Annotated in this window: 17 protein-coding genes; 12 read left to right on the top strand and 5 right to left on the bottom strand. The window is 73.6% G+C overall.

All coding sequences use genetic code 11. From position 1 onward, the window contains the following. Positions 1 to 8: 8 nt before the first annotated feature. A complete protein-coding gene (locus tag AB2L28_RS04685) occupies positions 9 to 1,565 on the bottom strand; it encodes an APC family permease (RefSeq protein ID WP_370717570.1) in 1,557 nt (518 codons plus the stop codon). A 187-nt stretch (positions 1,566 to 1,752) separates the two neighbouring features. On the opposite strand from AB2L28_RS04685, the gene AB2L28_RS04680 reads away from it, so the two are divergent. Together AB2L28_RS04680 and AB2L28_RS04675 are read left to right on the top strand one after the other, a co-directional pair. Beyond that, on the top strand, positions 1,753 to 3,693 hold the full coding sequence (locus tag AB2L28_RS04680) for a primary-amine oxidase (protein WP_370717569.1): 1,941 nt from the start codon (positions 1,753 to 1,755) through the stop codon (positions 3,691 to 3,693). Next, complete coding sequence (locus AB2L28_RS04675) at positions 3,693 to 5,129, top strand: gamma-aminobutyraldehyde dehydrogenase (protein ID WP_370717568.1); 1,437 nt, start codon at positions 3,693 to 3,695, stop codon at positions 5,127 to 5,129. Before AB2L28_RS04680 ends, AB2L28_RS04675 begins: the two co-directional genes overlap by 1 nt. A gap of 51 nt (positions 5,130 to 5,180) precedes the next feature. Here AB2L28_RS04675 and AB2L28_RS04670 read toward each other — a convergent pair whose 3' ends face one another. Continuing rightward, entirely contained in the window at positions 5,181 to 6,578 is a 1,398-nt protein-coding gene (locus AB2L28_RS04670) for an NAD(P)/FAD-dependent oxidoreductase (RefSeq protein WP_370717567.1), read from the bottom strand. A 59-nt stretch (positions 6,579 to 6,637) separates the two neighbouring features. Here AB2L28_RS04670 and AB2L28_RS04665 point away from each other — a divergent pair, with 59 nt between their 5' ends. The 9 genes from AB2L28_RS04665 to AB2L28_RS04625 all read left to right on the top strand — a co-directional run bounded on the left by AB2L28_RS04665 (position 6,638) and on the right by AB2L28_RS04625 (position 16,733). Continuing rightward, the gene (locus AB2L28_RS04665) at positions 6,638 to 7,105 is read left to right on the top strand and encodes an Lrp/AsnC family transcriptional regulator (RefSeq protein ID WP_370717566.1); all 468 of its coding nucleotides are present in this window, start codon (positions 6,638 to 6,640) and stop codon (positions 7,103 to 7,105) included. 75 nt (positions 7,106 to 7,180) lie between these two features. After that, entirely contained in the window at positions 7,181 to 8,575 is a 1,395-nt protein-coding gene (locus tag AB2L28_RS04660; protein ID WP_370717565.1) for an aspartate aminotransferase family protein, read from the top strand. Further along, on the top strand, positions 8,572 to 9,942 hold the full coding sequence (locus AB2L28_RS04655; protein ID WP_370717564.1) for an NAD(P)/FAD-dependent oxidoreductase: 1,371 nt from the start codon (positions 8,572 to 8,574) through the stop codon (positions 9,940 to 9,942). The genes AB2L28_RS04660 and AB2L28_RS04655 overlap by 4 nt, the downstream gene beginning before the upstream one ends. A gap of 100 nt (positions 9,943 to 10,042) precedes the next feature. After that, complete coding sequence (locus AB2L28_RS04650; RefSeq protein ID WP_370717563.1) at positions 10,043 to 11,743, top strand: amidohydrolase; 1,701 nt, start codon at positions 10,043 to 10,045, stop codon at positions 11,741 to 11,743. Positions 11,744 to 11,748: 5 nt separating this feature from the next. Further along, a complete protein-coding gene (locus tag AB2L28_RS04645; RefSeq protein ID WP_432525922.1) occupies positions 11,749 to 12,882 on the top strand; it encodes an ABC transporter ATP-binding protein in 1,134 nt (377 codons plus the stop codon). Between the two features lie 37 nt (positions 12,883 to 12,919). After that, positions 12,920 to 14,083 (top strand): polyamine ABC transporter substrate-binding protein, encoded by a 1,164-nt coding sequence (locus AB2L28_RS04640; protein ID WP_370717561.1) that lies wholly within the window; start codon positions 12,920 to 12,922, stop codon positions 14,081 to 14,083. Next, a complete protein-coding gene (locus tag AB2L28_RS04635) occupies positions 14,080 to 14,964 on the top strand; it encodes an ABC transporter permease (RefSeq protein WP_370717560.1) in 885 nt (294 codons plus the stop codon). The genes AB2L28_RS04640 and AB2L28_RS04635 overlap by 4 nt, the downstream gene beginning before the upstream one ends. Continuing rightward, positions 14,961 to 15,845 (top strand): ABC transporter permease, encoded by an 885-nt coding sequence (locus tag AB2L28_RS04630; RefSeq protein ID WP_370717559.1) that lies wholly within the window; start codon positions 14,961 to 14,963, stop codon positions 15,843 to 15,845. Before AB2L28_RS04635 ends, AB2L28_RS04630 begins: the two co-directional genes overlap by 4 nt. An 84-nt stretch (positions 15,846 to 15,929) precedes the next feature. Next, positions 15,930 to 16,733 carry a putative universal stress family protein gene (locus tag AB2L28_RS04625; protein WP_370717558.1) on the top strand — a complete coding sequence of 268 codons (804 nt, stop codon included), beginning with the start codon at positions 15,930 to 15,932 and terminating at the stop codon, positions 16,731 to 16,733. Between the two features lie 19 nt (positions 16,734 to 16,752). Here AB2L28_RS04625 and AB2L28_RS04620 read toward each other — a convergent pair whose 3' ends face one another. After that, positions 16,753 to 17,505 (bottom strand): SDR family NAD(P)-dependent oxidoreductase, encoded by a 753-nt coding sequence (locus tag AB2L28_RS04620; RefSeq protein WP_370717557.1) that lies wholly within the window; start codon positions 17,503 to 17,505, stop codon positions 16,753 to 16,755. Between the two features lie 207 nt (positions 17,506 to 17,712). Between AB2L28_RS04620 and AB2L28_RS04615 the strand changes: the two genes are divergently transcribed. Then, positions 17,713 to 18,468 (top strand): helix-turn-helix transcriptional regulator, encoded by a 756-nt coding sequence (locus tag AB2L28_RS04615; protein WP_370717556.1) that lies wholly within the window; start codon positions 17,713 to 17,715, stop codon positions 18,466 to 18,468. A 1,003-nt stretch (positions 18,469 to 19,471) separates the two neighbouring features. Here AB2L28_RS04615 and AB2L28_RS04610 read toward each other — a convergent pair. Together AB2L28_RS04610 and AB2L28_RS04605 are read right to left on the bottom strand one after the other, a co-directional pair. Next, positions 19,472 to 20,107: a superoxide dismutase gene (locus tag AB2L28_RS04610; RefSeq protein ID WP_370717555.1), complete on the bottom strand. Its 636-nt coding sequence runs from the start codon at positions 20,105 to 20,107 to the stop codon at positions 19,472 to 19,474. 67 nt (positions 20,108 to 20,174) lie between these two features. Beyond that, positions 20,175 to 21,176 (bottom strand): NADP-dependent oxidoreductase, encoded by a 1,002-nt coding sequence (locus tag AB2L28_RS04605; RefSeq protein WP_370717554.1) that lies wholly within the window; start codon positions 21,174 to 21,176, stop codon positions 20,175 to 20,177. Between the last annotated feature and the right edge of the window lie 6 nt (positions 21,177 to 21,182).

The raw sequence follows: 21,182 nt of genomic DNA, 5'->3' as shown, positions 1-21,182 counted from the left end.
GAGGGCCCTCAGAGCCCGCCGACGGGTGGCTCCCCGGTGTCGGGGACCAGGACGGGGGTGTGCGCGTCGAGCGTCCGGCCGCGGAAGAACTCCCGCAGCCGGGTGGCGCACAGCAGCATCAGCGGGACTCCGAGGGCCAGCATCCCGACGCCGATGACGAACACCCCGCCGAGCGGACCGAACACCGTGAACCCGTAGTCGGGGGAGAGCATGTCGACGCTGCTCTGGACGAACGCCCACAGCATCGTGAGCCCGCCGAGCACCGGGAACACCCCGCGCAGGAACAGGTCGCGCGCCGAGCGGGTCAGCGTCCGGCGGAAGAACCACACGCACGAGAACGCCGTGATGCCGTAGTAGAACGCGACCGCGAGACCCAGCGAGGCGATCGAGTCCTGCAACGCGTCCTGGCTCACCAGGCTCAGCACCAGGTAGAACGCCACGGCCGCCGCGCCCATGACGAGCGTGCCGAAGGAGGGGGTCTTGAAGCGCGGGTGCACCGTCGCGAACCGCTGCGGCAGCGCCCCGTACACGGCCATCGCCAGCGTGCCGCGGGCGGTGGGCAGGATCGTCGTCTGCGTCGAGGACGCCGCCGAGATCGCGACGGTCAGCAGCAGCAGCCCGGACAGCACGGCACCGCCGACGGGGGCGCCGAGCGTCGACAGCACGTCGTCGGCGTTCTCGGGGTTGCCCAGCCCGATCCCCGTCGTCCCGAACCCGGCGTAGGCCTGCACCGCCACGGCGACCAGGACGTAGGTCACGACGAGGATCACGGTCGCCAGCAACGCCGCCCGGCCCGGGGTGCGGTCGGCGTCGCGGGTCTCCTCGGTGACGGCCAGGCACGCGTCCCAGCCCCAGTAGATGAAGATGCACAGGATGACCGCCTCGGCGAGCGCCGACCCGCTGACCCCGGCCGGGGAGAACCAGTCCCACGTCGGCCGCACGGCCTGCTCCCCGGCCCCGCCGCTGTAGACGAGGTGCAGGGCGCCGACGGAGACGACCCCGAGGACGGCGAACTGCACGACGATGAGGACGTTCTGGAGGCGTTCGGAGATCGTGATGCCGCGGTAGCTGACCCATGTCATGGCGACGATGAAGACCAGCCCGAGGCCGACCCGCAGGACCGGGTTCTGCGCCGCGGCGTCCAGTCCGAGGAAGCGCAGCGTGTAGACGGCGGAGATCTCCGCGACGTTGGCGAGGACGATGATCGCCGAGACGGCCACGCCCCAGCCGCCCATCCAGCCGACCCAGGGCCCGAACGCCTTGGTGCCCCAGGTGAACGTCGTCCCGCAGTCCGGTGCCGCGCGGTTGAGCTCGCGGTAGGCGACCGCGACGAGCAGCATCGGCACGAACGCCACGAGGAACATCGCGGGCGCCTTGTCGTGGACGGCGAGGACGACGTAGCCGAGGGTGGCGGCGAGGCTGTAGACGGGGGCGGTCGCGCCGAGACCGATGACCGTGTTGCCCCACAGCCCGAGCGCTCCGGGCTGCAGCCCCTTGCCGGAGACGGGGCCGGGCGCGGCCGAGCCGGGGTGCGGTGAGCTCGGGGGGTGGTCGGCACGGGCCATCGGGACTCCTGACGTCGAGAGGGGCAAAACCGGGCGACCCTAGCAGTGCCAGATGACGCCGTAGCGGAATCCGTCGTGGGAGGCGGGTGGAGCGACGGAAACGCGCGTCTCACTTGTCGGTCGCCGACCTCTCCGTCAGACTGGCCGTCCATCAGCCGATGGAACCCACCGACGGGGGAGGACTGACGTGCCGGCGCACCCGCTGGTCCCGCTGAGCGCCGAGGAGTTCGGTCGCAACGTCGAGGTGCTGCGGGGGAGCGGCCGGCTGGCCCCCTCCATGCGCTTCGCGGGCGTCGTCCTGGCCGAACCGCCCAAGGCCGACGTGCTGGCGTGGCGACCGGGGGACGACGTCCCGCGGCGGGCTCGCTCGATCGTCTGGGACCGCGCCGACGGACGCACCCACGACGTCCTCGTCGACCTCGTCGCCGGGACGGTCGAACGCTTCGAGCACCTCCCGGGGGTGACGCCCAACTTCACGCTCGACGAGTTCCACGAGGCCGAGCAGGCCCTCAAGCGCGAACCCCGTGTCGTGCAGGCGCTCGCGGCGCGCGGGATCACGGACCTGGACCTCGTGCTCCTGGACACCTGGACCTTCGGGGCGGCCGTCGTGCCGCAGCAGTGGCGCGACCGGCGCCTGGGCTGGGTCGACGTCTGGCGGCGCGAGACGCCCGGCGGCAACCCCTACGCCCACCCCGTCAGCGGGCTGAAGTTCGTCCTCGACATGAACACCTACGAGCTGCTCGACGTCGAGGAAGCGCCCGCCGCCCCCGACGCGCCGACGCGGGGCGAGTACGACCCGGCCCTGACCGGGATCGCGGCCCGCACCGACCTGCGGGCCCTCGACATCACCCAGCCCGACGGGCCCTCGTTCACGATCAGCCAGGACGGGGAACTGTGCTGGGCGAACTGGTCGGTCCGCCTCGGGTTCACCCACCGCGAGGGCCTGGTCCTGCACCAGCTCGCGTGGGACGACGGTGCCGAACGCCGCGAGATCGGGTACCGCCTGTCCTTCGCGGAGATGGTCGTGCCCTACCGCGACGCCTCCTTCGACCACCGTCGCCGCACCGCCTACGACATCGGCGAGTGGGGCCTGGGGTACATGACGACGTCCCTGGAGCTCGGCTGCGACTGCCTCGGCGAGATCCGCTACGTCGACGCCGTCCTCACCGACTCCCGCGGCGAGCCCTACACGGTGCCGCAGGCGATCTGCCTGCACGAGGAGGACGACGCCGTCCTGTGGAAGCACGTCGACGAACGCGCCGGCGCCCAGGTGCGGCGCTCGCGGCGCATGGTCGTCTCCTTCCACGCGACCGTCGCCAACTACGAGTACCTCGTCTACTGGCGGCTGTACCTCGACGGCACGATCGAGTGCGAGGTGCGCGCGACGGGGATCATGGTGACGACCCCGCTGCCCGAGGGCGCCCCCACCCCCGCGACGGGTGTCCTCGTCGACGAGCGCACCTACGCGCCGATCCACCAGCACTTCCTCGTCGCCCGCCTCGACCTCGACGTCGACGGGCAGCGCACCACCGTCCACGAGGTCGACACCCACGTCGCACCGACCGGGCCGGACAACCCGCACGGCCTGGCGCTCACGACGACCTCGACGCCCGTCCGGTCCGAGCGGGAGGCCGGCCGCGACGTGGACTGGCACAAGCAGCGGGTCTGGAAGGTGGCGAGCACCCGGCGCGTCAACGCGGTGGGCACCCCCACGGCGTACAAGCTGACGACGCCCGACGCGATCCCGCACCTGTTCGCCCCCGACGCCCCGCAGTTCCTGCGCGCCCCCGTCATCGGGCACGACGTGTGGGTCACCCGCCACCACGACGACGAGCTGTGGCCCGCCGGGGACCACCCCACGCAGAGCGCCGGGGGCGAGGGCATGACCCGCTGGACCGCCGACGACGAACCGCTGGAGGACACCGACGTCGTCCTGTGGCACGTCTTCGGCATCCACCACGTCCCGCGCGTCGAGGACTGGCCCGTCATGCCGCAGGACGCCGTCGCGTTCCGGCTCACGCCCTCGGGGTTCTTCGACCGCAACCCCGCCCTGGACGCGCCCGCCCCCGCGGGCCACTGCCACCCCGGCGACCACCAGCCCAGCACCACCGGAGGGAAGACCAACTGATGCAGACCCTGTCCAACGTCGTCGGCGGCGAGACCGTCCCCGCGGCCGACGGTCGCACCACCGACGTCGTCGACCCCTCGACCGGCACCGCCTACGCGACGGCCCCGCTGTCCTCGGAGCAGGACGTCCGCTCCGCCTACGCCGCGGCCTCGTCCGCGTTCACCTCCTGGGGCCGCACGACACCGGCCGAGCGGCAGAAGTTCCTGCTCGACCTCGCCGACGCGATCGAGTCCCGCGCCGAGGAGTTCGTCGCCGCCGAGGTCCGCAACACCGGCAAACCCGTCGGCCTCACCCGCAGCGAGGAACTGCCGCCCGCCGTCGACCACATCCGGTTCTTCGCCGGCGCCGCCCGCGTCCTGGAGGGGCGGGCCGCGGGGGAGTACCTCGCCGGGCACACCTCCTGGGTCCGGCGCGAACCCATCGGGGTCGTCGGCCAGGTGACGCCGTGGAACTACCCGCTGATGATGGCGGTCTGGAAGATCGGCCCGGCGCTCGCGGCGGGGAACACGATCGTGCTCAAGCCGTCCGACACGACCCCCGCGTCGACGGTCCTGCTGGCGCAGGTGGCGAACGAGGTCCTGCCCCCGGGTGTCCTCAACGTCGTCTGCGGTGACCGCGACACCGGACGCGCGCTCGTGCAGGACCCGACCCCGGGGCTGGTTGCGATCACGGGGTCGATCCGCGCGGGCACGCAGGTGGCCGAGGCTGCCTCGCACGACCTCAAGCGCGTCCACCTGGAACTGGGCGGCAAGGCCCCCGTGGTGGTCTTCGACGACGCCGACGTCGAGGCGGCCGCCGAGGCGATCGCCGGTGCCGGGTACTTCAACGCCGGCCAGGACTGCACGGCCGCGACCCGGGTGCTGGCCGCGCCGCGCGTCCACGACGACTTCGTCGCCGCGCTGGCCGAGCAGGCCCGGTCCACGCGCATCGGCCTGCCGGACGACCCCGACACCGCCGTGGGCCCGGTGAACAACCCGAACCAGCTGCGGCAGGTGTCCGGTTTCGTCGACCGGCTGCCCGACCACGCCGTGCTCGGTGCGGGGGGTGCGCGCGGCGCGGGCTCCCTGTCCGACGGGTTCTACTACGAGCCCACCGTCGTCTCGGGTCTGCGGCAGGACGACGAGATCGTGCAGAACGAGGTCTTCGGCCCCGTCATCACCGTCCAGCGCTTCAGCGACGAGGACGAGGCGCTGCGCTGGGCCAACGGGACGAAGTACGGCCTGGCCTCCAGCGTCTGGACGAAGGACTTCGGCCGGGCCATGCGGATGTCCGCGGCCCTCGACTTCGGGTGCGTGTGGATCAACACCCACATCCCGCTCGTCGCCGAGATGCCCCACGGCGGGTTCAAGCAGTCCGGGTACGGCAAGGACCTGTCGATGTACGGGTTCGAGGACTACACCCGCGTCAAGCACGTCATGGCGAACCTCGACTCCTGACCCGCCCCGTGACCCGCCCGTCCCGGGCTCGTCCGAGCCCGGGACGGTGCGTCAGGAGTCGAACCCCAGGCCCAGCCGGTCCAGCGTCCGCAACCAGACGTTGCGCCGCCCCTCGTGCCGGTCGGCGTGGTCGAGGGACCGGGTCGTCACCCCCACCCCGCCCCACGCCAGGGGTTCGGGGGGGAACGGCACCGGCGGGGTCCGGACGAGGTCCAGCTCGGTGAGTTCCGTGGGGCCGTCCTCCTCGCGCGCCAGCAGGTCCAGCAGGACGTCGGCCGCGAAGCGCGTCATCCCGACCCCCAGCCCGGTGTACCCGGCCACGTGCGCGACCCGGCCGCCGTGGCCGGTGCCGAAGAACGGGAAGAACCGCGTGCAGGTGTCGATGGCCCCGCCCCAGGCGTGGGTGAACCGCACGTCCTGCAGCTGCGGGAACGTGTGCTGGAAGTGCGCGGCGAGCGTGCGGAACGAGGCCGGGTTCTGGTCGTACCCGGCCGACAGCCGTCGCCCGTAGTGGTACACGGCGTCGTACCCGCCGAACAGGACGCGGTCGTCGGCCGTCCGCCGGTAGTAGTGGAAGCGGTTCCCCAGGTCCCCGACGCCCTGCCGGTTCCGCCACCCGATCGCCGCGAGCTGCTCCCCGGACAGCGGTTCGGTGACGAGGGCGTAGTCGTAGACGGGGATGGTGTGCCACCGGTACCGCTGCAGCAGCGAGGGGAAGACGTTGGTGCCCAGAGCGACCCGTCGCGCGTGCACGTCACCGCCGGCGGTGTGCAGCACCACCTCGCGCGAGGTCGAGGAGATCCCCCGCACCGCGGTGTGCTCCGCGATCCGCACGCCGAGCTCGAGGCAGGTCCGCTTCAGCTCCCAGCACAGCCGGGCGGGGTTCACCAGGGCGGTGTCGTCGCGCGTCCAGGCCCCCGCCAGGTAGGTCGGGGAGTCGACCTCCCTGCGCACGGCCGCCGCGTCGAGGAACCCGGGTGCGGCGCGCAGCTGGTCGACCTGGTACGCCTCGGTCGCCACCGACAACCCGCCGGTGCGCTCGAAGTCGCAGTCCCAGCCGTACCGGGCCGCGTCGGCCTGCAGCCCGTCGAGGTTCGCCAGGCCGAGCGCGTCGAGCCGGTCGACCTCCGCCGGCAGGTGCAGTTCCCCGTTGCTGCGGCCGTGGGTCAGGCTCGCGTCGACGAAACCGCCGTTGCGGCCCGAGGCGGCCCAGCCCACCCAGGCCCCCTCCAGCAGCAGCACGTCGCGGCCGGGGTCGCGCTCCTTGGCGCGCAACGCCGTCCACAACCCCGTGAAGCCGCCGCCCACGACGACGAGGTCGGCGCGGGTGCCGGTGATGAGGGGCGGTTCGGGGGCGGGCCGGCCGGGGTCGTCCAGCCAGAACGGGGTGCTGGCGACCGCCCGCAGGGAGTCGTCGACGGCCGGTGAACTCGAGGTGAGGAACGGCACCCGTGGAGTTGTACCGCGACGTCTCCGGCGGGACAAGGGGTTTCGCGTAACATCGGGGAGTGCCGAACCGACAGCCCGCACTCGCCCTGGACGACCTCTCCAAACGGATCATCGAGGTCCTGCAGGAGGACGGCCGGATGTCCTACGCGGCGATCGGCAAGGCCGTCGGGTTGTCGGAGGCCGCGGTCCGGCAGCGGGTGCAGCGCCTCCTGGACAGCGGGGTCATGCAGATCGTCGCGGTGACCGACCCCGTCCAGGTGGGCTTCGCCCGCCAGGCCATGATCGGCATCCGCGCCGAGGGGGACACCCGCGTCGTGGCCGACCGGCTCGCCGAGATCCCCGAGATCGACTACGTCGTCATGACGGCCGGGTCGTTCGACGTGATCGTCGAGGCCGTCTGCGAGGACGACGACGGTCTCCTGGAGATCATCAACGCCAAGGTGCGCGCCGTCCCCGGTGTCGTCGCCACCGAAACGTTCGTGTACCTGAGCCTGCGCAAACAGCTCTACAACTGGGGCACTCGCTGACTTTTCCGCGGCAGGACGGGAATCGGGCGACGGAATCCCTTGTGGAGCTGTACCGGCCGGTCTAGTGTCCGGCGCATGTCCAGCCTCCCCGCGACCACGCCGCGCGGCACGGACCGTTCCGTGGCCGCCCGCGAGCACCTGTGGATGCACTTCACGCGGCACGCGCCCTTCGACGCCGGTGCCGACGTCCCCGTCATCGTCCGCGGCGAGGGCGCCCGCATCTGGGACTCCCACGGCCGGGAGTACCTCGACGGGCTCGCCGGCCTGTTCACCGTCCAGGTCGGCCACGGCCGCACCGAACTGGCGCAGGCCGCCGCCCGGCAGGCCTCCACCCTGGGGTTCTTCCCGCTGTGGTCCTACGCCCACCCCGCCGCGATCGACCTGGCCGAACGCCTCGCCCACGAGGCGCCCGGGGACCTGGACCGCGTCTTCTTCACCACGAGCGGCAGCGAGGCCGTCGAGACGGCCTGGAAGCTCGCCAAGGCCTACTTCAAGCGCGTCGGCAAACCGGGCAAGCACAAGGTCGTCAGCCGTTCCACCGCCTACCACGGCACCACGCACGGGGCCTTGTCCATCACGGGCATCCCCGGGGTGAAGGCCGACTTCGAACCGCTGGTGCCCGGGACCTCCCGGGTGCCCAGCACCAACTCCTACCGCGCCCCCGCACACCTGCGGGAGGACCCCAAGGCGTTCGGTCGCTGGGCCGCCGACCGGGTGGGGGAGGCCATCGAGTTCGAGGGGCCGGACACCGTGGCCGCGGTCTTCGTCGAACCCGTCCAGAACGCCGGTGGCTGCTTCCCGCCGCCACCGGGCTACTTCGAGCGGTTGCGCGAGATCTGCGACGAGTTCGACGTCCTGCTCGTCTCCGACGAGACGATCTGCGCCTTCGGACGCATCGGAGAGCTGTTCGCCTGCAAGGACTTCGACTACGTCCCCGACGTCATCACCTGCGCCAAGGGGCTCACCAGCGGGTACTCCCCGCTCGGCGCGGTCATCGCCTCCCAGCGCCTCTTCGAACCGTTCCGCGGTCCGGGGGAGGTGTTCGCGCACGGGTACACGTTCGGCGGCCACCCCGTCTCGGCGGCCGTGGCGATGGCCAACCTCGACTTCTTCGAACGCGAGGGGCTCGTCCAGCACGTCCACGAGAACGCCCCGCTGTTCCGGCGGGCGCTGGAACGTCTGCTCGACCTGCCGATCGTCGGTGACGTGCGCGGCGCGGGGTTCTTCTACGGCATCGAGCTGGTGAAGGACCAGACCACGCGGGAGACGTTCGACGAGGCCGAGTCCGAGCGCCTGCTGCGGGGTTTCCTCTCCCCGGCCCTGTGGGAGGCCGGGCTGTACTGCCGCGCCGACGACCGTGGCGACCCCGTGATCCAGCTCGCGCCGCCGCTGGTGATCGGTCCCGCCGACTTCGACGACATCGAGCAGCGGCTGCGGTCGGTGCTCGTCGAGGCGGGTCGACTGCTGTGACGGCGCGACCCCGGCCCGTGCGTTCCCTGTGGGCCGACACCGCACCCCCGGAGCCGGCCCGCGAACCCCTCGACGGCGACACCGAGGTCGACGTCTGCGTCGTCGGCGCCGGGTACACCGGGTTGTGGACGGCGTACCACGTCCTGGAGCACGACCCGGGAGCCTCCGTCCTGGTCGTCGAGGCCGAGCGGGTCGGGTTCGGGGCCAGCGGCCGCAACGGCGGCTGGTGCTCGGCGCTGCTGCCCCAGGGGGAGAACGCCCTGGCCGCCGAGCACGGTCCCGTCGCGGCCCGCGCGATGCGGGAGGCCATGCGCGCTACGATCGACGAGGTCGAACGCGTCGTGCGCGCCGAGGGCATCGAGTGCCACTTCCGCCGCGGGGGCACCGTCGTCGTGGCGCGCAGCGGGCCCCAGCTGGCCCGGGCCGCGGCCGAGGTCGCGGCCGACGAGCGCGCGGGGTCCCCGGAGCGGCTGCGGTTGCTGGACGCCGAGCAGACCCGCAAGACCGTCGGCATGACGCGCGCCCTCGGCGCCACGTACGCGCCGGACTGCGCGCGCATCCACCCGCTGCGCCTGGCGCGCGGGCTGGCCGCGGCGGTGGAGCGGCGCGGCGGCCGCGTCGTCGAGGGCACCCGCGCCACGCAGGTCGAGGCCGGCCGGGTCCGCACCGACCGCGGCACGGTCCGGGCCCGGCACGTCGTGCGGGCCACCGAGGCGTGGACGGCGACCACGGGCACGCGCGAGGTCGTCCCGGTCTACTCGCTCATGGTCGCCACCGAACCCCTCCCGGCGCGCTTCTGGGACCAGGTCGGCCTGGAGGGCGGGGAGACGTTCTCCGACCACCGGCACGTCGTCGTCTACGGCCAGCGCACGGCCGACGACCGCCTCGCCTTCGGCGGTCGCGGTGCGCCCTACCACTTCGGGTCCTCGATCCGGCCGGGGTTCGACCGGGACGAGGCGGTGTTCGGCAAGCTCAGGGCCACCCTGCGGGACATGTTCCCCGCCGTCGCCGGAGCCCGGTTCACCCACGCCTGGGGCGGACCGCTCGGCATCGCCCGCGACTGGCACGCCTGCGTGCGGCACGACCCGGCGACCGGCCTCGGCAGCGCCGGCGGCTACGTCGGGGACGGCGTGGGCACCGCGAACCTGGCGGGCCGGACCCTGGCGGCCAGCATCACGGGGCGCGACTCCGAACTCCTGCGGCTGCCGTGGTTCGGGCACGTCCCGCCGCGCTGGGAACCGGAACCGCTGCGGTGGCTCGGCGTCAACGCCGGCCTGCTGGTGGCGCGGGCGGCCGACGCCGCCGAGAACGGCCTGGGGCGGCCGACACCCCTGTCGGGCGTCCTGGCCCGGCTCACCGCGCACTGAACCGCGACGGGGGCGACCGCGGGGGAAACGCGCGGCGGCAACACGATCGAAACACCGAATCCGTTGTTCCGGAGGCGATCTGCTTGTACCTTCCGATGCCATGAGCGGTACTGCGGACCTCGTCCTGCACTCCGGGCGGGTCTTCACCGGCTCCGGACCGCACCCGAGCGCGACCGCGGTGGCCGTCGCCGGTGGCCGAGTGAGCGCGGTCGGGACCGACGCCGACGTCCGGGGCTGGGCGGGTCCGGGCACCCGCACGGTGGACCTCGCCGGCCGGCTGGTGCTGCCCGGGTTCACCGACGCCCACGTCCACCCCGTGATGGGCGGTCTGGAGCGACTGGGCTGCGACCTCAGCGAGGTCCACGGCGCGCGGGCCGCGCTGGAGGAGGTCGCCGCGCACGCGGCCGCTCACCCCGGGGAGTGGATCACCGGCGGGGGGTGGTCGATGGCCGACTTCCCCGGCGGCACCCCCCGGCGGGAGGACCTCGACCGGGTCGTGCCCGACCGGCCGGCCTTCCTGCTCAACCGCGACCACCACGGCGCCTGGGCCAACAGCCGGGCGCTGGAACTGGCCGGTGTCGACGCGCGGACCCCCGACCCGGTCGACGGCCGGGTCGAGCGCGACGCCGACGGCACCCCGTCGGGCACGCTGCACGAGGGTGCGATGGGTCTCGTCAGCCGCCTGCTCCCCCCGGTCACCGAGGACGACCTCGCGGCCGGGCTCGCCGAGGGCCAGCGGTACCTGCACTCCGTGGGCGTCACCGGCTGGCAGGACGCCATCGTCGGCGCCTACGCCGGGCACTCCGACACCACGCCCGTCTACCAGCGGGCCGCGGCCGCCGGCACCCTCACCGCCCGCGTCGTGGGAGCCCTGTGGTGGCCGCGCGGCCGGAGGGTCGAGGAGGTCGAGGAGGTGGTGGCCGGGTTCGTCGCGCACCGCGACCGGGTGGCCGCCGCCGGGTCGGACCGGTTCCGGACCACGAGCGTCAAGATCATGCTCGACGGCGTGGCGGAGAACCGCACCGCGTCCATGCTGAGCCCCTACCTCGACGGCTGCGGGTGCAGCTCGGGCGGGACGGGTCTGTCCCACCTCGACCGGGACCTGCTGCTGGCCGTCGTGCCCGCCCTGGACGCCGCGGGGTTCGACGTCCACGTCCACGTCATCGGCGACCGCGCCGTGCGGGACGCCCTGGACGCCGTGGCCGCGGCCCGGCGGTCCCCCGCCGCCCGGGGCGGCCGCCACCACCTGGCGCACCTGCAGGTCGTCCACCCCGACGACGTGCCCCGGTTCGCCGCGCTCGACGTCACCGCCAACGCCCAGGCGCTGTGGGCCTGCGAGGAGGAGCAGATGACCGCGTTGACCACACCCCTGCTGGGGCCGGAGCGGAACTCCTGGCAGTACCCCTTCGGGGGGTTGCTGCGGACCGGCGCCCGCCTCGTCATGGGCTCGGACTGGCCGGTGTCCACGCCGGACCCCTGGCAGGCGGTCCACGTCGCGGTGAACCGCACCCCGCCCGGGGAGGAGGCCCCGCCGTTCCTGCCCGAGCAGGCGTTGACCCTGACCGAGGCGCTGCACGCGTACACCGCCGGTTCGGCCTGGATCAACCGCCACGACGACGCCGGCACGATCACCCCCGGTGCCGTCGCCGACCTCACCGTCGCCTGTGTGGACCCGTTCTCCCTGGACCCCCGCGACCTGCACGAGGTGCGGACCGACCTGACGTTCGTCGCCGGGAACCCCGTCCACGACTCCTCGGCCGCCTCGAACCCCTCGGCGGACCTGACGGGGGCGGCGCGGTGAGCCGGATCGACCAGCACCCGGCCGTGGTCGTGCCCGCCCCCGACACGTCCTCCCCCACCGGCGGTGGCTCGGTCGACATCACCGGCGTCGTCAAGCGCTTCGGGGCGGCGACGGCCGTCGACCGGGTCGACCTGCACGTGCGCTCCGGGGAGTTCCTCTCCCTGCTGGGCCCCAGCGGCTGCGGCAAGACGACGCTGCTGCGGATGCTCGCGGGGTTCGAGCAACCCGACGAGGGCGACCTGGCCATCGACGGCACGTCCGTCCTCGGCCTGCCGCCGCACCGGCGTCCCGTCAACACGGTCTTCCAGGCCTACGCGCTGTTCCCGCACATGACGGTGGCCGAGAACGTCGCCTACGGCCTGCGGCAGAAGGGGGTGCGGCGCCGACGGGTCGAGGCCCGGGAGATCGGCCGCCGGGTGGGGGAGGCCCTGGAGATGGTGCGCATGAGCGCCTTCGCGCAGCGGTCCCCGGGCGTCCTCTCCGGTGGTCAGCAGCAACGCGTCGCGCTCGCCCGCGCCCTGGTCAACCGCCCTCAGGTCCTGCTGCTCGACGAACCCCTCTCCGCCCTGGACCGCAAGCTGCGCGAGGAGATGCAGGTCGAGCTGAAACTGCTCCAGACCGGTCTGGGCACCACCTTCGTCTTCGTCACCCACGACCAGGAGGAGGCGCTGTCGATGAGCGACCGCATCGCGGTCATGCTCGACGGCCGGGTCCAGCAGTTCGGGGTGCCCGAGGAGGTCTACGCCGAACCGGCCAGCGCGTTCGTCGCCGGGTTCATCGGCAAGCAGAACTTCCTGCCCGGCCACCTCGTGCAGCCCGGGGTGGTCCGCTGCCCCGACGGCACGCTCGCCACCCGGGCCACGGACCTGGCGGGCGGTTCCTCCGTGCTGGCCGCCGTGCGTCCCGAGGCGGTGCAGGTCACCACGGTCGAACCGACCGGCGCCGCCAACCGCGTCCGCGGGCGCCTGGCCGGTGTCGCCCACCTCGGCGACGTCGTGCAGCGCGTCGTCGTGACGTCCTCCGGCGTCGAGCTGCTGGCCCGTGCCCCGCGCGGCGGCACGGGCCCGGGCACGAGCGAGGTCGGCGCCGAGGTGTGGTGCGACTTCGTCCCCGAGAACGTCCACGTCTTCCCGTCGTGACCCCCACCGAACCGTCCCCCACCCCCGGGAGTCCCCCGTGACCGACCAGCCCCGCGTCCTCGCCCCCGCCACCACCGCCGGCCGGATCGACCGGGCCCTCACCCGGCGCCGCAGCGTGCTGGCCGCCCTCGCCTCCACCACCGCGCTCGCCGCGTGCGGCGGGAGCACGAGCGGGTCGGCCGCGGCGCCCGACGGCGAGGTCGAGGACAGCCTGAACGTCTACAGCTGGGCCGACTACGACGACCCGGACAACCTCACGGCCTTCCAGGCGACGGGGCCCAGGCTGCAGGTCGACAGCTACGCCTCGAACGAGGAGATGATCGCCAAGCTCGTCGCCGCGAACGGGGCCAGCGGGTACGACATCGTCGTCCCGACCGGGCTGTTCGTCCCGCAGATGGCCCAGAACGGCCTGATCCAGGAGATCGACCACTCCCGGCTGACGAACTACGGCAACCTCGACCCCGCCTACCTCGGGCGCAGTTGGGACCCCGACAACGCGCACTCCGTCCCGAAGGACTGGGGGACGACGGGTTTCGTCTACGACAACACCGTCATCACGCGACCGCTGACCTCCTGGGCCGACTTCCTCGACGCCGCCCAGAAGGAGGCATCCGGGAACACCTCGATCCTGGAGGACCCCTGGGAGGTGATGTGCATCTGGTTCGCGGCGAACGGCGTCGACCCGAACACCACCGACGAGACGCAGATCGCCGCGGCCCGGCAGGGGCTCGTCGAGGGCCTCGCACCGCACCTGAAGGGTTTCGAGTCCAACCCCGGCAGCAGCGCCATCGCCCAGTCCACGTTCACGTTGATGCAGTGCTGGAACGGGGACGCCCGGCTGGGCATCGACGCCTCCGACACCCCGGACAAGTGGACGTACGTCTTCCCGACACCGACGGCCAACCTCTGGATCGACAACTGGTGCATCGCGGCCGGTGCCGAGCACCCCGACGCCGCCTACGCCTTCATCGACTTCATGCTCGAGGAGGAGACCTCCGTCAAGGAGGTGCTCTACCTGGGGTACCCGACGGCGTTGAAGGACATCGCCGCGAAGGCGGAGGCGGCGGGGCTGGACCGGGCCGAACTGGTCTTCCCCGGGCCGGAGATCGTCGACCGCCTCACCGCCAGCGAGCTGAACGAGGGGCACCAGTCGATCGTCGAGGCCGTGGACGCGATCCGCGCCGCGGCGGGGAACGGATGATCCGCCGGCTGCGGGCCCCCTACGGCGCGCTCGCCCTGCCGGCCTGGGTGTTCCTGCTCGGCTTCTTCGTCGCCCCCGTCGCGCTCGTCGTCTGGTACAGCTTCGGCTACAAGCCGGGCCTGTTCGGCACCCACGCCAACGACGTGCTGTCGCTGGACCGGTACGGGGAGGCGCTGTCGGGCACGTTCGTGCGCACGTTCTGGAACACGCTGCGCATCGCGGTGGTCGGGACGCTGGTCTGCCTCGTCGTCGCGCTGCCGTTCGCCTACTGGCTCGCGGTGAAGGTGCCCGCGCGCTGGCGCGGTCTGGTGCTCGCGCTCGTCATGGTGCCCTTCTGGACGAACTTCCTCGTCCGCACGCTCGGCTGGCAGATCGCGCTGTCGCCCCAGGGTCCCTTCTCCACGGCCTGGCAGGCCCTCGGCGGGGACCCGTTCGACGTGCTCTACACCCGCGGGGCCGTCCAGCTCGGTGTGGTCTACAACTACCTGCCGCTCATGCTGCTGCCGCTGTACGTCGCGCTGGAACGCACCAGCCACGCGTTGCGCGAGGCCAGCCGCGACCTCGGCGCCGGCCGCTGGCGGACGTTCACCGACGTCACCCTGCCGCTGGCCTTCCCCGGGATCGCCTCCGGCAGCCTGCTGGTGTTCGTGCCGCTCATGGGCGACTACGTCACGGCCACCGTGCTCGGCGGCGCGAGGGGGAACATGGTCGGCCAGCTCGTGGCCGGTCAGTTCCAGTCGGCGCAGAACTGGGCGCTCGGGTCGGCCATGGCCGTCGTCCTCATCCTGTTCACCGGGGGCACGGTGCTGCTCACCGCCCTCGGGGTGCTCGTCGTGCGCCGGGTGGGGCGCGCCCGCCGCCACGTGGAGGTCGCCCGGTGATCGACGAACGCCCACCCACCGTCGTCCGCTCCCGACCCGCCCGCCGCCGGACGCGGTCCGACGTCCTGCTGGGCGTCTGGGGCGTCCTGGTCCTGCTGTTCCTCTTCCTGCCCATCGGCGTCATCGTCGTCTACTCCTTCAACTCCGGCCGGCTGCTCACCTCGTGGGGCGGGGCGGGGTTCGAGGCGTACTCGGCCGGGTTGGACCGGCCGGTCATCCGCGCCGCGGTGGTGACCTCCCTGCAGGCGGCGGCCGGAGCGGCCCTGCTGTCCGCGGTCATCGGATCCCTCGCCGGCCTGGCCCTGGCCCGGGTCGGGGGGCGCTGGGCGGGGGCCCTGACGCTGCTGCTCGGCCTGACCCTCGTCACCCCCGAGATCGTGGACGCGATCTCGTTGCTCGGCTGGTTCGTCTCCCTGGACACCGAGGTCGGGCTGCCGCTGTTCGGCGACGGCGTCGCCCGTCTCGTCATCGCGCACTCCGTGCTCTCGACCGCCGTGGTGACGTTCATCGTGCGGGCCCGGGTCGCCGGGCTCGACACCCGGCTGGAGGAGGCCGCGGCCGACCTCTACGCGACGCCGTGGCGCCGCTTCCGCGACGTCACCCTGCCGCTGGCGGCGCCGGGGGTGCTGGCCGGTGGGCTCATGGCCTTCACGCTCAGCCTGGACAACACCATCGTCGCCAGCTTCGTCTCGCTGCCCGGGGCGAGTCCCTGGCCGGTGTACGTGCTGTCGGCCCTGCGGGCCGGCCTGCGTCCGGAGATCGCCGCCGTGTCCACGCTCCTGCTGCTGCTGACCCTGGTGTCGCTGGCGGTCGTCGCCCTCGTGCTGCGCCGCTCGGGGGACTCCGCCTCCGACATCGCCCGCACCATGGCCGGTGGCTGAGCCCACGCGTTGTGATCGTCGTCGTCCGGGGGCACCATCGAAGGGCCGGACGACGAGCCCGGCTCCCGACCGCGAGGAGGCGGCGTGCGAGCGACGACGGTGGGTTTCTCGGGGTCCGGGGCGTCCCGGCGCGCGTTGCGGTGGGGCGTGCAGTCCTGCGCAGCGACGGGGCGTCCCCTGCACGTCCTCGTCGGACCGGGCGGCGCTCCCGGCGACCTCGACGGGCAGCTGGCCGAGGAACTCCTGCGCGTCCCGGGCCGGGAACCCGCCGTCGACGTCACCCTCACCCCCGACGACCCCGTCCACGCCCTCCTGAGCGCCGCGGCCGAGGGGTCCGACCTCGTCCTCGGCGCCGGCCGCGACGTCGCACCGCAGCACCCCGGGGCCGGTGGGGTGCTCGGGGCGGTGCTGGCCGCCGCGCCCGGACCCGTCGTGCTCGTGGGGCCCCGCGCGGTGCTCACCCCCACGCGCCGGCTGCTCGTGGTGGCCTCGCCGCGGGGCGCGGCGGCGGACTGGGTCCTGCGGCGCGGTCGGGACCTGCCCGTGCACCTGCTCACGGCCTGGCGAGCGCCCTCGGGGCGCGACGCGGACGGGGGCAGCGGGCGCCGGCACGCGCACCTGGCCGCCGTGGCCGTGCACCACGGCGTCCGGGCCCGGCTGTCGGCCGGGACGCACCGGCCCGTGCGCGCGGAGGTCGCGGAGGGTGCGCTCGCCGACGTCCTGCCCCGCAGGGTCGGGGTGGGGGACCTCGTCGTGCTCACGGCCGGGTCGGTGGGGGACCTGCCGCTGCGGACCCTGCGCGCCCCCGTCGTCCTCGTCCCGGTGCCCGTCGGGACGGACCGGTCCGTCGTGGACCTGCGTGAGCGGGTCCGCACGCCCGCGGGGTGACGGCACACCCGCTGGTCGTTCAGGCGCGCGCCACGGACGTGATGCCCCCGTCGACGGCGATCTCCGCGCCGTGCAGGTACTCCGCACGCCCGGACAGCACCCACGCCACCGCGTGCGCGACCTCCTGGGGCGTGCCGGGTCGACCGGCGGGCAGACCGCGCGTCATGGCCGCGACGGCGTCGGCGGCGCCGTCGTTGATCGGGGTGCGGGTGGCGCCGGGGGAGACGGTGTTGACGCGGACCCCGCGTGGTCCGAACTCCGCGGCCCAGGACCGGGCGAGCTGGATCTCCGCCGCCTTCGTCGCGGAGTAGAGACCGACGATGGGGTGCCCCACGTGGGCCATCCAGGAACCGACGACGACGATGGACCCCCGGCCGCGTTCGGCCATCGCGGGGGCCAGGGCGGCGGTCAAGACGTGCGGGGCGCGGACGTTGACGGCCAGGGTCGCCTCCAGGTCGGCGTCGGTGAGGGTCACGGTGTCGACGGCCGGGCACAGGGCCGCGTCGTGGACGACGGCGTCCAGCCGGCCGCCCGCCGCCTCGACGGCCTCGGCGGCGAAGGCCCGCAGCGCGTCGGGGGAGGCGCCGAGGTCGCAGGGGACGAAGCGGGCGGAGCCGCCGGCGGCCCGCACGTCGGCGACGACGATCTCGCCCCGGGTGCTGTCGCGGCCCGTGACGACGACGGTCCAGCCGTCGGCGGCGAGGGTCCGTGCGGTGGCGGCGCCGATCCCGCTGGTGGAACCGGTGACGAGGACGGTCTGCTGCGTGGTCACGGGCACCACCGAACGCCCTCGCCACGCGGACCACCAGAGCGCGCCCTGCCTGGTCACGACGTGACCAGGTCCAGGACCCGGTCCGCTCCTAGGCTGCGGGGGTGCCCGTCGACCGTGCCGCCCTCGGGGCGTTCCTGCGCTCCCGGCGTGACCGCCTGACGCCCGCCCGGGCGGGCGGGCATCGCGCCGTTCCCCGGACCTCGGCGCGTGCCCGGGCTGCGCAAGGAGGAACTGGCCGTGCTGGCCGGGATGAGCCCGGACCACTACAGCCGGCTGGAGCAGGGCCGGCAGTCGACGGTGAGCGAGGACGTCGTCGTGGCCCTGGCCCGCGCGCTGCAGCTCGACGACCTGGAACGCGCCCACCTGCACGACCTCGCCGCGCCGGCCTCGCGGCGGCGCCGGACCGGCGCCGAGGCGCCGCAGCGTCCCGACCCGGGGTTGCTGCGGCTGCTCGACACGCTCGCGCACGTGCCCGTGCTGCTGCTGGGCCGCCGCTCGGACGTGCTGGCGCGCAACGGGTTGCTCAGTTCCGTGCTCGGGACCGCGATGGTTCCCGGGTCCTCCTTCGCGCGGTGGTTGTTCCTCGACCCCGCAGCGCGCACCCGCATCACGAACTGGGACGACTTCGCCGCCCCCGCCGTGGGCGCCCTGCGCCACGAGCTGGGCCGCCGCCCCGACGACCGGCGCCTGGCCGCTCTCGTCGAGGAGCTGCGCGCGGCCGACCCCGACGTCGCGCGGTGGTGGGCCGACCAGGGCGTCACGTTCCGCACCTCCGTCGTCAAGCACGTGGACCACCCCGAGGCCGGACCGCTGGCGTTCGGCATCGAGTCGGTCGTCGCGCCGCTCGATCCCGACCAGCGGCTCGTCGTCTACACCGTCGAGGCGGGCTCGCCCACCGCACGGGTGCTGCCGCTGTTGGCGAGCTGGGACGCCTCGGGAACGGCTGTCGTGCGCGAACCGTGACGTGGCACGCTCGACGACGAGTTCCAGCGACCGGACCGGTCGGAGCTGCAGGCCCTGCGTCCCCGCAGGTCGTGAGCCGACGACGGGAGAGCGCGCGTCCACTCCCGCCACTCCCAGCGGACCGGCTCCCCGCCTGGACCTGCGGCACGGCACCCGGCGGGCCTTCGTGCACCTGCTCGTGAACCACGCGGTGGTGAACGTCCTGAACTGCACGGTCTGGTGCGCCCTGACGTTCTGGGTGTTCCTGGCGACCCGGTCGGTGTTCGCCACCGGGACGATCACCGGGATCGTCGTCGTCGCGACGGCCGCGACGGGGATCTGGTTCGGCAGCCTCGTCGACGACCATCACGAGCGCACCGTCGTGCAGGGGTCGGCCATCGTGTCGTCCCTCGTCCACGGCCTCTGCCTCGTGCTGCACCTGCCGGCGCCGGCCGCGGTGTTCGCCGACGTCGGCTCCTGCGGTCGTGGTCGTCCACCTCGCGAGCGTCCCGGTGCCCGAGACGCGGGTGCTGAGCACGGGGGAGGACGCCCCTGCGGCCGGGGAGCGGACCTGCGCGGGACGTGGCGACTCGTGCGACCGGTGCCGGGGATGGTCCCCATCATCGCGTTCAGCTGCTTCGACGACGTCATCGCCGGCGGGTTGCTCGTCGCCCGCGTCGGGCCGCTGACGCAGTTCGCCGTCGTCCCGTTCGCGACCGACGGTGCGGGCGCCGCGGCGATGGGGGCTGGTTCGGGACCGGGCAGGCCCGGACGAGCGCCCTCGTGTTCGTCGTCACGGGGTTCCTCGGCGTCCTCGCCACCCTCGTCGCGCTCGCGAGCCCCCGGCACCGGGCGTCGTCCGCGTCGTTCACGCGGTGCCGGGCCGCCGATCCCGCCTCGGTCTGGGGGAACCCGGTCCTGTGCCCGGCCCGACGCAGGCGCAGGCGCGGGACCGGACGCACGCAGGGGCGGGACCCGTGCAGGTCCCGCCCCTCGGCTCAGTCCGTCCTGCCGCCGCGTCCGGTCAGGGGACGATGAGGCCGTTGGTCTGGGTGCGGGCGCGGTCGAAACGCTGCTGGGCGTCGGCCCAGTTCACGACGTTCCACCACGCCTTGACGTAGTCGGGCTTGACGTTCTTGTAGTCCAGGTAGAAGGCGTGCTCCCACATGTCCAGCACGACGATCGGGACCAGGCCCAGGGCCAGGTTGCCCTGCTGGTCGTACAGCTGGACGTTGATCAGCTTCTGCCCGATGGAGTCCCAGGCCAGGATCGACCAGCCCGAGCCCTGGATGCCCAAGGCGGTGGCGGCGAAGTGCTTCTGGAAGCCGTCGAAGGAGCCGAAGTCGGCGTCGATGGCCGCGGCCAGCTCACCGGTGGGCTTGTCCCCGCCCTCGGGGGACAGGTTGGGCCAGAACACCGAGTGGTTGACGTGGCCGCCGAGGTTGAAGGCCAGGTTCTTCTCGTGCAGGTTGACCGTGGCCAGGTCGTCCTTGGAGCGGGCCTCGGCCAGCTTCTCCAGGGCGGTGTTGACGCCGCTCACGTAGGTGGCGTGGTGCTTGTCGTGGTGCAGCTCCATGATCGCCCCGGAGATGTGGGGCTCGAGCGCGGAGTAGTCGTAGGGCAGATCCGGAAGGGTGTAGGCGGTCGATCCGTCGGTCATGGGCAGCACGCTGCCACCTGCAGCGCACTGGAGGTCAAGCCGAGGACCGACCACCCTCCCCGACACCTCACTCCACCACGACGACGACCTTCCCGGGGATCCGCCCGGCGGCCCCCTCGGCGTGCAGCGCCGGCAGTTCCGCGAGCGGGACGCGCCGGGTCACCTCGACGCGCAGTTCCCCGGCGTCGACGAGCCGGACGAGCTCGGCGAGCCGTTCCCGGTCCGGCCGGACGAAGACGGTGACGGCGTCGACGCCCCGGGCCTCGTCACCGGGGGTGGTGAGGAACGCCGTCGTGCTCACCACGCGACCGCCGTCGCGGACGAGGGCCACCAGCGCGGCGAACCGCTCCGGTTCCAGCGGTGCGAGGTTGAGGAGGACGTCCACGGGTTCGGTGACCGCCTCGATCAGGTCGGTGCGGGTGTGGTCGACGACCTCGTGCGCACCGGCTGCCCGGACGTCCTCGGCGCTGCGCGGGCTCGCGGTCGCCACGACGTGCACGCCCGCCCGGGCGGCCAGCGCGATCGCGTACTTCCCGACGACGCCGCCGGCCCCGACGACGAGCAGCCGCTGCCCGGGGTGGACGTCGCCGTCGTCGACGAGCGCCTGCCACGCGGTGAGGGCCACCGACGGCAGGGCCGCGGCGTCCGCCAGCGGGATCGTCGCCGGTGCGGCGACGAGGGCTTCGGCGGGTGCGAGGACGAACTGCGCCGCCCCGCCGTCGCGTTCCATCGGCAGGAACCCGACGACGGGATCACCGGGTGAGAACTCCTGGACCCCCTCACCGATCGCGTCGACGGTGCCCGACACGTCGTAGCCGGGGACGTGGGGGAGTTCCACCGGGATGGGCAGGAAACTCCCGCGCATCCCGTTGTCCGCGGCGTTGTAGGCCGAGGCGGCCACCCGCACCCGGACCTGGCCGGGGCCCGGCGACGGGGTGGGCAGTTCCTCGTACCGCAGGACCTCCGGTCCGCCGGTCTCGTGGAAGCGGAAACCCCAGCCCGTCGCGGGAGAGGTCTCGTGGGTGGTGGTGCTCGTGCTGGTCCGGGTGCTGGTCCGGGTGCTGGTCATGGTGGT

Source organism: Kineococcus mangrovi (assembly GCF_041320705.1).
GTDB classification, from domain to species: Bacteria; Actinomycetota; Actinomycetes; order Actinomycetales; family Kineococcaceae; genus Kineococcus; species Kineococcus mangrovi.
This window is presented reverse-complemented; position numbering and strand designations above follow the sequence as displayed.